General features: G+C 70.7%; 4 protein-coding genes. All 4 read right to left on the bottom strand.

All coding sequences use genetic code 11. The annotated features are described in order from the left end of the window. The 4 genes from ACLQ2S_RS19385 to ACLQ2S_RS19370 are packed head-to-tail and all read right to left on the bottom strand — an operon-like array spanning window position 1 to window position 12,166. Window positions 1–5,406 (bottom strand): SDR family NAD(P)-dependent oxidoreductase, encoded by a 5,406-nt coding sequence (locus ACLQ2S_RS19385; protein WP_425702248.1) that lies wholly within the window; start codon window positions 5,404–5,406, stop codon window positions 1–3. Between the two features lie 3 nt (window positions 5,407–5,409). Continuing rightward, on the bottom strand, window positions 5,410–8,754 hold the full coding sequence (locus ACLQ2S_RS19380) for a non-ribosomal peptide synthetase (protein WP_155215052.1): 3,345 nt from the start codon (window positions 8,752–8,754) through the stop codon (window positions 5,410–5,412). Then, window positions 8,751–11,906: a type I polyketide synthase gene (locus ACLQ2S_RS19375; protein WP_425702247.1), complete on the bottom strand. Its 3,156-nt coding sequence runs from the start codon at window positions 11,904–11,906 to the stop codon at window positions 8,751–8,753. The genes ACLQ2S_RS19380 and ACLQ2S_RS19375 overlap by 4 nt, the downstream gene beginning before the upstream one ends. Next, window positions 11,903–12,166 carry an acyl carrier protein gene (locus ACLQ2S_RS19370; protein WP_230462305.1) on the bottom strand — a complete coding sequence of 88 codons (264 nt, stop codon included), beginning with the start codon at window positions 12,164–12,166 and terminating at the stop codon, window positions 11,903–11,905. The genes ACLQ2S_RS19375 and ACLQ2S_RS19370 overlap by 4 nt, the downstream gene beginning before the upstream one ends. Window positions 12,167–12,991 lie beyond the last annotated feature (825 nt).

The following is a 12,991-nucleotide window of genomic DNA, read 5'->3' as shown; positions in this document are numbered from 1 at the left end:
TCAGTGCCCTTCCGCGAGCATCGCTCGCAGCTGTCGGTCGATCTCCTCAGGGGTCATGTCGGTGACCATGTCGTCGATCTCGTCGGCGACCCGGACCAGCGGCACCGCCTCCGGCGCGGCGTCCCCGGCTCCCGCGATGAGCTCCGCGAGGTGCGCCACCGTGGGCGTGCCGTAGAAGTCCTTGAGGTCGAAGGACACGCCGAGCCGGCTGCGCACCCGGGTGCCGATCTGCACGGCGGCGATGGAGTGGCCGCCCAGTGCGAAGAAGTCGTCGAGCACACCCACCTTGTCGATGCCGAGCGTCTCCTCCCAGATCGCCGCGATGTCCGCCTCGATCGGGGTACGCGGCTCGACCAGGGGCGTGTCGAGGGCCGGCCGAGGATGGCGGCTGCCCGCCTGTTCCGACTGGTCGGACACCCCGAACAGCACCTCGGTGGCCCGTTCCGCCAACGCCACCATCTCCGCCACCGGACGTGGCGTGACGAGCACGTGGCGGGGCAGGTCCCGGCAGGCCAGCACGGTGTCGAACGCGGCTCGGGCGGTCGCCAGGTCCAGACCGCGCGAGAGTTCGTCCAGGACGTCCGGCTCAGCCGGACGGTCGACGAGCGCGCGGGCCGCCTCGACGCTGCCGGTGATCTGCTCCATGAGGGAGTCGACGTCGTGTACGCGCTTGACCGAGTAGTCGGTGATCTCGACGAGCACCTTCCCCTCGGCGTCGAGGATCTCCATGTCGCACGAGAGGGTCTCGACGGAGTCCCGGTTCCGCTCGGCCGCCCACGCGTGGCACCAGATCACCGGCGTCAGGGGGTGGTGCTGCCGGACGGCGCCGTAGCTCAACGGCAGGTAGTTCGGGTCGTCGGCGTCGATCCGGAAGACGCCCACCGCCATGTCGAGGAGGGCGGGGTGCAGGTGGTGCGTGTCGACGTCGTCCCAGAACCGCTCGTTGAGGGCCAGCCGGGCCAGCACGTGTCCCTCGCCCAGCTCCAACGTGTCCAGGACCTCCCACCGGGGGCCGACCTGGAACCGGAGCGGACCGTCGGTCCACCGCTCCGCGCGGGCCCGTTCGAGGATCTCCCGGCGCGATCCCAGGGTCTCCCGGACGCGGCATTGGGCACGCACCTCGGCCAGGTCGCGGTAGGTGTCCTCGACGGCGTCGGCGATCCGCGCCCATCCGGTGGCGTGTGCCTGCCAGACCCCACCGCTCGTATCGCGGCTGCGGATGGTGAATTCGACGTTGCCCTCGCCCACCTCCCGCACGGTGGTGTGGATGGTGCGTTCGGCACCGTCGGGCACGACGACCGGCTGGACGAACATGATGTCGTGCAGTTCGACCGTGCCCCCGCCCGCGCGGTCGGCGAGAGCGGCTCGCACGATCTCCAGGTAGGCGGTGCCCGGGACGAGCCCGTGGCCCATGAGGCGGTGGTCGTCGACCACCCAGTCCTTGTCGGTACGCAGGGTCGTCGTGAGGACCTCCTCCGACTCGGACACCACGTTCCGGGAGCCGATCAGGGGGTGGTCCGACCCCGACGAGTCGGAACGGCCCGGCGCCCCGACCGGCATCGCCGATGCCATCCCGACGCCCTCCCAGCGCCCCCACTGCACCGACACGACCGGATGCCCGGCCAGCCCCTGGGTGGCGAGCGCGTCGAGCGCGGCGTTGGCCGCGGCGTAGTCGCCCTGCCCGAAGCCACCGGTGGTGACCGTCAGGGACGAGCACAGCATGAGGAAGTCGAGCTGGTGGTCGGCGAACGCGGACGCCACGGCACGGGCTCCGTCGAGCTTGGGACGCACCACGTCGTCGACGCTGTCGACGGTCGACCGGGCCACCATGGCGCCACCGCTGACCCCGGCGGCGTGGATCACGCCGTCGAGCCGGTGACCACGGTCGGCGAGGTCGTCCACCAGGCGGGCCACCGCCGCCGGGTCGGACACGTCGCAGGCCAGGGTGACGACCTCCGCCAGCTCGGCGACCGACTTCAACTGCTCCGCCAGTTCACCGGCGACCTCGCCGCGCCGGCCGACCAGGACCAGGGTGGGCCGGGTCACCCGGGAGGCGATGTGCTGCGCCAGCGCCAGACCGACGCCGCCCAATCCTCCGGTGATCAGGTACGTCCCACCGTCGCGGAGCAGCGAGTGCCCGGGAGAGGTGACAGCCGGGGCGTACTCCCGGATCCAGCAGTGCCGCCCGCGCACCGCGACGACGCCGCTGTGCGCGGTGAGCGCCGCCACCACCGCCGGAATCCACGGGTCGTCCCCGGGGATGTCCACGACCAGTTGGCGGGAGCGGGGGCGCTCGTGCGCCAGCCCGGCGACGAGGCCCTGACCGATGGCGTCGGTGACCACCGTCCGCTCGTCGCCGAGTACGTCGAAGACCCCTCGGGTGAGCGTGGCGACCGTCAGCGGCGTCTCGGGGTCGAGCCCCTCCACCGCCTGGGACAGGTCGATCAGCCGTTGCGCGGTGCGCCGACGTCCGTCGGCCTCGTCAGCCGCCTCACCCGGTACGACCACGGCCACCAGTTCGGTTCCGCCGTCGGCGAGGGCCTCTGAGATGTGTCGCGTCAGTGCCGGTCCGTCCAGTTCCGACGGTCCGATCCGGCGGACCGCGCGGCCGGACGCGTCGAGGGCCCGTGCGAGCGCGTCGCCGAGTCCGGTGGAGTCGTCGAGCACCACCCAACGCTGTTCGGGGCGGCCCTCGCCGACCGGCTTGGCGGCGGCTCGACGCCAGGTCGGCACGACGACCGGGCCGGTCGTCGAGGCATCGGCCGAAGCCGTACCCACCGCCCGGGTCTCGGGGTGGATCCAGTAGCGCTCGCGGGTCAGCGCGCGGGCCGGCACCTGCCGGGCCCGTCGCGCGGACGTCGGCGCGAGGCGGTGGTGGTCGAACTCGACACCGGCCGCCCACAACGTCCCCGCAGCGGCCAGCATGGTCTCCCGGTCGCTGACCCGGTCGTTCGGGTGGCGCAGCGAGGAGACCACGACGTGGTCGGGAGCCCGGTCGGGACGCAGGCGTACGAGGTCGCCCAGCGTACGGCCCGGTCCCACCTCCAGCAGCACCGTACGGTCGTCGGTCAGCAGCTCGGCGATCGCGTCGGCGAAGAGCACCGGCTCCCGCACGTGCCGTCCCCAGTACCCGGGGTCCTGGGCCTGCTCCGGGGTGATCAGCGATCCGCTGGTGTTCGAGTAGAACGGGATGTTCGGCGCGCGCAGCGTCGCCGTGGCCACGACCGCGCTGAGCGGCTCGACCGCCCCCTCCATCGCCGGGCTGTGGAATCCGTGCGAGGTGTGCAGCCTGCGGTTACCGACACCGGCCGAGTCCAGGTGCTTCTCCAGCCGGGTGATGGAGTCCACCGGCCCGGAGACCGCCACCAGTTCCGGCGCGTTGACCGCCGCGACGACACAGTCCGGGGCCTCTTCGGCGAGCAGCTTCGTCACGTCGGACGCGGGGAGCGTCACCCCGAGCATGCCGCCGGTCGGCATCGTCTGGACCAGGCGTCCCCGGGCCGCGACCAGGCGGACCGCGTCGGGCAGGTCCATGACCCCCGCCAGGCAGGCCGCGACGTACTCGCCGATGCTGTGCCCGACCATCGCCGCCGGCTCGACACCCACCGACATCCAGGCGCGGGCCAGCGCGTACTCGACGGTGAACAACGCCGGCTGGGTGAACTCGGTCCGGGCCAACCGCTCGTCGGCCTGCGGGGTGCGCTCGCCGAGGACCAGGTCGGCCAGGTCCAGACCGGCCTGCTCCTTGAAGGCCGCCGCGCACTCGTCGAAGGCGCGCGCGAAGGTCTCGTCGGCGGCGTACAGCCCGGCGGCCATGCCGGGGTACTGGGCACCCTGTCCGGGGAACATGAAGATCACGCGGCGACGCGGGCGGCTCCGTACCACCTGACCGGGGTCCAGATCGCGCAGCCGGCGGACCGCTTCGTCGTGGCCGGTGGCCACGACGGCCGCCCGCCAGTCGAGGTCGCGGCGGCGCGACAGGGCAGCCGTGACCTCCGCGAGGGCGGGGCGCTGTTCCTCCAGGTGCGTGGCGAGGCGGTGGCCGGTCTCCACCACGGCCTGCGCGCTGCTGGAGGACAGCTCGAAGAGCAGCGGTTCGTCGTCGCTCGTGGCCGGGGACGCCGATGCCAGCTGCGGCGCCTCCTCCAGGATGACGTGGACGTTGGTCCCGCCGATCCCGAACGAGCTGACCCCGGCGATGCGTGGCCGGCTGCCGCGCGGCCAGGGCCGGGCTTCACTCAGCACCTCGAACCCGCTGGTGTCCAGCGCGAGCCGGGGGTTCGGCGAGGTGAAGTGGGCGGTGGGAGCGTGGCACTCGTTGACCAGCGACAGGACGGTCTTGATGAAGCCGCAGATCCCGGCGGCGGCGTCCAGGTGGCCGACGTTGCCCTTGACGGCCCCGAGCACCCGCGGGGTGGCCGACGTCTCGCCGAACACCTGACGCAGGGCCGCGACCTCGATCATGTCGCCCAGATCGGTAGCGGTGCCGTGCGCCTCCAGGTAATCGATCTCCTCCGGACCGACCCCGGCGACGGCGAGGGCCTCCCGGATCACCGACGCCTGACCGTCGACACTCGGCGCGGTGTAGCCGGCCTTGTGTCCACCGTCGTTGTTGACCGCCGTCCCTCGGATCACGGCGAGGATGGTGTCGCCGTCCTCGATCGCGTCTTCCAGGCGGCGCAGCACCACGACGCCGACACCGTTGCCGGGCACGGTCCCGTTGGCCTCGGCGTCGAACGGCCGACACGTCCCGTCCGGGCTGGCGATGCCGCCCTCCTGGTACGGGTAGCCCTGCTCCAGCGGCGCACCGATACTCACGCCTCCGGCCAGCGCCGCGTCGCACTCACCGGCCAGCAGGCTCTGGCAGGCCAGGTGGACCGCGGTCAGCGACGTCGAGCAGGCGGTCTGGACCGTCATGGCCGGTCCGGTGAGCCCGAGCTTGTAGGCGACGCGGGTGCAGAGGAAGTCCTTGTCGCTGGCCTGCATCACCTGGTACGGGCCCAGCGAGGACATCGCCGTGGTGTCCGGCAGCACGTTGTTCATGAGGTACGTGTTCAGCGAGGAGCCGCCGAACACACCGACCCGGCCGTCGAAGGAGGCGGGGACGATGCCGGCGTCGTCGAGCGCCGCGAACGAGCACTCCAGGAAGATCCGCTGCTGCGGGTCGAGGACCTCAGCCTCTCTCGGGCTGAAACCGAACAGTCCCGCGTCGAACAGATCCGCCCCTTCCAGCACACCCTTGACCGGGACCTGCCCCGGCTCGGCGGCCGACTCGTGGTCGAACCTCGTCAGGCAGTCCCGGCCGGTGACGACACCGCGCCAGAAGTCGTCGATGTCGTTCGCACCCGGAAACCGACCGGCCAAGCCGATGACTGCTACGCGTGGGAGATCTGTGTCCTGGGACATATTTCATGAACCTTCTCGTGTGCTGGAGGCGGCGGACCGTCGCGCCGCGGACGCGCGACGAGAGGCGAGGGAACCGCGGCGCTTCGCGGCGCGGTCGACCGCGCGGTCCGCGACCGCGACGGGCGCGTCGTCCCCGCCACCCGCCAGGAGGCGGGCGAGGGAGGCGACGGTCGGGTTCTGGAACAGGTCCACGAGGCTCACCTCGTGACCGAGGTCGGCGGCCAGCCGATCGCGCAATTTGGTGAGAAGCAGCGAATGACCGCCGAGGTCGAAGAAGTTGTCGTCGCGTCCCACCTGGTCGACGCCGAGGACGTCGACCCACAGCGCCGCGATCCGCTCCTCCAGGTCGTCGGCCGGCGGCACGTAGTCGCGGCCCGGTTCCCGGGTCAGGACCGGGTCGGGCAACGCCTTCCGGTCGGCCTTACCGCTGCGGTTGAGCGGTATCGCGTCCAACCAGACGGTGTGCGCCGGGACCATGTAGTCGGGCAGGTGCGTACGCAGGTGGTCGCGGACCGCTTCGGTGTCGGCGTCGGCTCCGGCGGCGGCGACCAGGTACGCGATGAGCCGCTCGTCCCCGGGCCGGACCTCGCGCATGACCACGACTGCCGCGGACACGGCCGGGTGCCGCAGCGCGACGGACTCGATCTCGCCCAGTTCGATGCGCTGACCGCGTAGCTTGACCTGGTCGTCGAGGCGACCCAGGTATTCGATGACACCGTCGGCACGTCGGCGACCGAGGTCCCCGGTCCGGTAGAGCCGGGGGCTGCGAGCCGGGTCGACGGTGTTCTCGACGAAGCGTTCGGCGGTCAGGTCGGGGCGGCCGAGGTATCCGCGCGCCAGGTTGTCGCCGCCGAGGCAGATCTCCCCGCGCGCCCCCAACGGCACCAGCCGTCCCTGCTCGTCGAGCAGGTGCACCTGGGTGTTCGCGATCGGCCTGCCGATCGGGACCACCGGAGTACGCGGTTCCCGTCGGCAGTCCCACCAGGTGACGTCGATGGCCGCCTCGGTCGGCCCGTACAGGTTGTAGAGGTCGGCGTCGGACGAGTCGAGTACCCGGTCGCGCAGGCTGGCGCTCAGCGCCTCCCCACTACAGACCACCCGGCGGACCGACGCGGGCACCTCGCCCACCGAGTCGAGGAAGGCCCGGAGCATCGACGGTACGAAGTGGAGCGTGGTGACCCCGGTCCGCCGGATCTCGGACGCGAGGTACTCCGGGTCGCGGTGCCCGTCGGGTGCCGCCACGACGATCGCGGCACCCGTCATGAGCGGCCACAGGAATTCCCAGACCGACACGTCGAAGGTGTACGGGGTCTTCTGCATGACCCGGTCCGAGGTGCCGATCGGCATCGCCTGCTGCATCCACCAGAGGCGGTTGCTCAACCCGCGATGCGTATTGATCACGCCCTTGGGCTGGCCCGTCGATCCGGAGGTGTAGATGACGTAGGCGGCGTCGTCCGGGGTGTGGGTCACCTCCGGGCGGGCCGTCGGCATGGCCGCGAGCCGGTCGACCTCGGTGTCCAGGGCCCAGACCGGGACGTCGAGATCGGTCAGTCGGGACGCCTGCGCCGACTGCGTGAGCAGGACGACCGGACGTGCCCCGTCCACGATCCCCGCGATGCGGGCCGACGGATAGTCCAGGTCGAGCGGGAGGTAGGCGCCCCCCGCCTTGATCACAGCCAGCACCGCCACGACGAGGTCGATGCTGCGCGGCAGGGCGAGGGCGACGATCCGGTCCCGGCCCACCCCGGCGGCGATCAACGCGTGGGCGAGCCGGTTGGACCGCTCGTCGAGCTGTGCGTAGGTGAGCTGCTCCGTCCCGAACACCACCGCCGGCTGACCCGGCTGGTCGACGACGCGGTCGGCGAAGCACTCGTCCACCCAGCGGGGACGCTCCGGCCACGCGGTGTCGGTGGAGTTGAACTCCGCCACCAACTGGTGGCGCTCCTGCGCGTCGATCAGGTCGATCTCGCCGACCGGCCGGTCGATGTCGGCCACGATCTCCGCGCAGACGTTGCGGAAGTGGCGGACGAGCCGCTCCATCGTCGCCCGGTCGAAGAGGTCCCGGTCGTACTCGAGCCAGCCCTCGAGCTCGGCGTCATGGTGGAACGCCTGGATCTCGAGGTCGAACCGGGATCCCTCGCTGGGCGTCTCCAGGCGACGCAGCTGTCCCCCGAAGCCGTTGCCCGGCACGGGTTCGCGGCCGTAGGTGAAGCTCGCCTGGAACACCGGCGGCCGGCTCAGGTCACGCGCGATGTTGAGGTCCGCCACCACCAGGTCGAACGGCACGTCGTGGTACTCGTAGGCACCCAGGCAGGCCCGACGGACGTCGCCGATGACGGTACGGACGCTGTCGTCGTGACGGATCCCGGCGCGGATCGGCAGCACGTTGATGAAGTAGCCCAGCAGGTCGCCGAGTTCGGGCCGGTCGCGGCTCGACGCCGGTGAGCCGACGACGAGGTCCTCCTGCCCGCTCCAACCACGAAGGACGATCATGAAGGCGGTCAGCAGCACCATGTACGGGGTGGCGCCGGTCTCCCGGGCCCGCGTGGCGATCCCCTCCATGAGCTGCGCGCTCAGGGTGACCGGGACCTGCTCACCCCGCATCCCCTGCACCAGCGGACGGGGCCGGTCGACCGGCAGGTCGAGCGACGCGGGTGCGCCCTGGAGTTCCCGACGCCAGTAGGCGAGTTCCTTGGCCCACGCGCCACCGGCCCGCTGTTGCTGCTGCCAGGCGGCGAAGTCGCCGTACTGGATGCGCGGCGCGGCGACCTCGGCGGGCTTGCCGTCGAGCAGGGCCAGGTAGGCGTCGGACAGGATCCCGAGCAGAATCCCGAACGCCTGCCGGTCGAAGATCAGGTGGTGCGCGGCGGCAGCGAGCACGGACCGCTGTGGGCTGGTGTGGATGACCGCGAAGCGCAGCGGCGGCGACACCTGGATGTCGAAGCCCTCCGCCGCCACGGCCTGCCACGCCCGCTCGGCGACCGCCCGGTCGTCGGCACCCGGCATGTCGATCTCGGGTATCGACACCTTCGCCGGTGCCGACACCACCTGGACCGGACGGCCGTCCTGGACGGTGAACGTCGTCCGGGTCACCTCGTGGACCCGCGCCACCTGTTCGAAGGCCCGCTCCAGGACACCCACGTCCAGGCGGTGTCCCGCGATCTCCACCGCCGAGACCCCGATGTACGCGGGGTTGCCCGGCTGGAGCTGCTCAAGGAACCACATGCCCTCCTGCAGGACGGAGAGCGGGAAACTGACGCTCTGGTCCTGCTCGGCCAACAACTGCTCGAAGCGCGCACGCTGCTCCGGCGTCAACCGGGCCAGGCGCTCGTCGAAGTCCTGCGTCATGCGCTCGTCCCGTTTTCCTCAGTGCTCAACCGGCTGAGCAGCTGCTCTGCCATGAGCTGACGGCGGTCGATGACGGCGATCGGACTCTGGGCCGGCTCGTCCGTCCGTGACTGTTCGATCCTGGCGAGGATGGTCGACGCCAGGCCGCTGACCGTGGCGTCCCGGAGGAAGTCGGTCATGGTGAGGTCGACTGCCAGCGCACCCTGGACGGCGTTGTGCAGCTCGATCGCCATCAGCGAGTCGACGCCCTGCTCGGTGAGCGTGACGTCGGGGTCGATCTCCGTGTTGGAGAAGCCCATGGCGGTGGTCAGCGCTGCGGTGAGCTGCTGCACCAGCAGGTCCTTCGCCTCCCTCGGCGACCGGCTGGCCAGTTCCTCGCGGGTGACCGCGAAGACCGCCGCTGCCGTCTCGCCACTCGGGACGTCGACCGGGCCGTCGTCCACGCGGGGGCTGTCGACCTGGTCGGCGACGCTGTCCGTCCGCGTGCGCCGGGCCGCCGAGTCGATGCCGTGCCAGCACCTCACCGGCTCGAACGGGTAGGTCGGCGCGGTGACACCGTGGTGGTCGACGCCGCGGTAGAACGCGGACCAGTCGATGTTCACGCCACGGACGTACAGCCGGGTCAGCGCGGTACTGATCGCCCCCAGGTCGTCCTGGCGGCGGCGAAGGCTCGGCACCATGAGGACGTCGTCGCCGGCGGCGAAGTTGCCCAGCGCCATACCGAGCAGCTCGGCACCGGGGCCCACCTCGATGAACGTGGAGATCCCCAACTCGGCCAGGTAGGACACACCGTCGGCGAACCGCACCGGGGAACGGGTGTGGCGACACCAGTAGTCCGGGTCCGGCGCCTGGTCCCACGGCATGGGTCGGCCGGTGACGTTGGAGACCAGCGGAATCGCCGGGGGTGCCATCTCCAGCCCTCGGCAGTAGTCGCGCAGCGGGGCGAGGATCGGCTCGACCAGTGGGCTGTGACCCGACCGGTTCGCGTCGACCGGACGGACCTCGAAGCCGGCCTCGCGCAACATGCGTGTGGCCTGCTCGACGCCCTCCGGATCGCCGGAGAGCGTCACCTGGGTAGCGGCGTTGACCGCGGAGATGACGACGTCGGCGGTCTTCGGGTGCGAGCGGAGGATCGACGTCACCTCCGCCTCGGCGGCGAACACGCCGGCCATCACGCCCGGTGCGTCGAGGCCGTCGAGCAGGCGCGAGCGTTCCAGGACCAGCCCGATCCCCTGCTCCAGATCCAGCACACCGGCGAACGTCGCGGCGACGTACTCGCCCAGGGAGTGCCCGATCAGCGCCGCCGGTTCCACACCCCAGGACCGCCAGGTGGTGGCCAGGGCGTACTCGATGGCGAACAGGCGCAGCGTCTGGTGCTCCGTCCGCGCGTTCGGGTCGTCCACCGTCGCGGGCCGTTCGAGCGCTTCGAGCACGGACCAGCCGGCCAGCTTCCTCGTCACGGCGTCGACCTCGGCGACCGCGGCACGGAACGCCTCCACCTGCTGCAACAGCCCGGCGGCGGCACCGTCGTAGTAGGTGCCGGCACCGCTGAAGAGGAAGGCCACCTCCGGGTCCTTCGCCGCCTGGCCGACAAGCAGCCGGCCGGGCGAGTCACCCCGCACGTACTCGGCCAGCGCTCGGCGTACCTCTTGGACGTCCCGACCGGACACGGCCAGGCGGTGCCGGAAGTGCGTGCGCCCGACGGTGGCGGCGGCGCACTGCGTGTCGAGCGGGAGGTCGTCGCGGAGCCAGACCTGGTGACGTCGGGCGGTCTTGGTCAGCGCCCGTGGCGTCTTCGCCGACAGCACCAGCGTGGCGACCGGACGCTGCTCGGCGGGCGCACGGCGCACGCGCGGCGGTGCCTCCCGGACGATGACGTGGGCGTTGGTGCCGTTGAGGCCGAAGCTGTTCACCCCGGCGACCCGCCCGGCGGGCCGGTCCGGCCACTGCTCGACCTGCGTGACGACCCGCAGCGGGCTGCCGGAGAAGTCGATGCGCGGGTTCAGCTCGGAGAAGTTGCAGGTCGGTGGGACCAACCCCTTCTCGACGGCGAGGATGACCTTGATCAGGCCGGCCATACCGGCGGCGGTCTCCAGGTGTCCGAAGTTGGACTTGACCGATCCCAGGAGGAGATCCGGCCCGCCGTCGCCCGCGAACACCTCGGTAAGTGCCTGGGCCTCGATGGGGTCACCCAGCTTGGTGCCGGTTCCGTGGGCCTCGATCAGGCCGATGTCGTTCGGTGCCAACCCGGCGTCGTCGAGCGCGCGGCGGATCAGGTCGCGGTGCGCGGCGCCGTTGGGAGCGGTGAGCCCGGCGCCCCTGCCGTCCTGGTTGACGGCCGAGCCCGCGATCACCGCCCGGATCGGGTCACCGTCGCGGACCGCATCCTCCAGGCGCTTGAGCACCAGGACGCCACAGCCCTCACCCCGGACGAAGCCGTCGGCGTCCTTGTCGAACGCCTTGATCCGCCCGTCACCCACGAAGGACTCGTTGAGCTGCGACAGGGCGATGCTCGCCTCGGGGCCGAGCAGCAGGTTGACGGCCCCGCAGACCATCATGTCCGCGTCGTGGGTCTGGAGGTCGCGGCAGGCCCGGTGGACGGCCACCAGCCCCGAGGCGCACGCGGCGTCCAGGACCGTGGCGGGGCCGTGCAGGTCGAGCATGTAGGCCAGCCGGCCGACGGCCATGCTGGGCAGCGTTCCCAGAGCCGAGTACGCGGAGATCCGGTTCAGGTCGCTGAAGACCTCGGTGGCGTACTCGATGCCGGTCATCGCGAGCACGATGCCGGTCCGGGAGCCGGCCAGGGTCGTCGGATCGACCGACGCGTCCTGGAACGCCTCCCACGCCGACTCCAGGAAGATCCGGTGCTGCGGATCCATCATCTGGGCTTCGCGCTCAGCGATGGAGAAGAACTCGTGGTCGAAGACGTCGACCCGGTCCAGGTACCCACCCCAGCGGCTGCTGATCCGGCCGGGGACCTGGGATTCCGGCGAGTAGAACTCGTCGATGTCCCAGCGGTCCGGTGGAACCTCAGTGATGCCGTCCCCCGCCGTCCGGAGGAACTCCCAGAACTGTTCCGGGCCCCGGACGTTGCCCGGGAACCGGCAGCTCACACCGACTACCGCGATGTCCGTTCGCTGGGGCGCGCTCATTTCTGCCCGACGCTCTCTGTCGCGCGATCCAGCTGGACGCCCATCAGCTCCGCCACGTGGTCACCCAGAGCGGCGATGGACGGGTAGCGCCAGCCGGCCGTCGCCGACAGCTCCGCCCCGGTCGCCACCCGCAGGCGTTCCGCCAGCTCGGCGATGGACTGGGAGGTGAGGCCGAGTTCCGCGAACGGCCGCGTCTCGTCGATATCGGTAGGGGCGAGGCCGGCGATCTCAGCCACCTGGCCCACCAGGAACGAGGTCATGAGCTTCCGCCGCTGCCGACCTGGTTGCGTGCTGACGAGCCGGCGGTACAGCTCGTCGGCGGCACGGGCCGGATCAGCAGCGCCTGATAGCACCGGGGGTGGCGTTCCGTTCGAAACCTGTGTCGGGACATCGGAGGCGGGTGCGTGCGAGGCGTGTGCAGAGGCGTCGTGCATACGCTTAACCTTTTCGTTAAGTGACCGAAGGGGTGACTACAGGGCCGGTTCCACCAATTTGGCTACCGGATCCATGCATTTTTCACGACCGCCGCACCCATGCGTTTCTCATGAGCTACGCAGCCGCCGCGATACAGGTCAATACGGACAGACCAATGGACCACCCCCGTGTGTCCCGATAGTGCGCCAAACAGCCCCCGACCAGCACTTTCATCCAAAACGGCAGCTAGTGCGGGGGCCTCCCGTTACGACAGGAGGAGCGTACAAGCTCATTGCGAGCGGATACAGGGCTGAAAGGCTACTACATCATCCTGTTACCATTGCTCACCCCCAGATCGTTTCGGGTATATACGCGCACACCAGACCGACGCCCATGAAAGCTTCGGTCGCAGTGACATGCGCCACTTCGTCGTCCTTACAGAACGACATGTTCACCCTCCGGACACGCTTAAGAGGGATTACCTTCTGCCGCCGCATGGACCAATACCCCGGCGAGGATTCCGACGACCCACAAGGGCACGGGCAATGCAACCCCACTGCCCGAAACCGCTCTTGAGCAGGCAGTTTTCGCACTCGCCGACAACGCCGATCTGCTTTACTCACATGCCACTCGTGAAAAACACATGTGCAATGTGTGTCTTACATATGACG

The organism is Micromonospora sp. DT48 (assembly GCF_049844495.1).
Taxonomy (GTDB): Bacteria; Actinomycetota; Actinomycetes; order Mycobacteriales; family Micromonosporaceae; genus Micromonospora.
This window is presented reverse-complemented; position numbering and strand designations above follow the sequence as displayed.

Bases quoted from the DNA above. Each gene is read 5' to 3' on its own strand.
- ACLQ2S_RS19380 (WP_155215052.1), bottom strand. From the start codon at position 8,754: ATGACGCAGGACTTCGACGAGCGCCTGGCCCGGTTGACGCCGGAGCAG.
- ACLQ2S_RS19385 (WP_425702248.1), bottom strand. From the start codon at position 5,406: ATGTCCCAGGACACAGATCTCCCACGCGTAGCAGTCATCGGCTTGGCC.
- ACLQ2S_RS19375 (WP_425702247.1), bottom strand. From the start codon at position 11,906: ATGAGCGCGCCCCAGCGAACGGACATCGCGGTAGTCGGTGTGAGCTGC.
- ACLQ2S_RS19370 (WP_230462305.1), bottom strand. From the start codon at position 12,166: ATGACCTCGTTCCTGGTGGGCCAGGTGGCTGAGATCGCCGGCCTCGCC.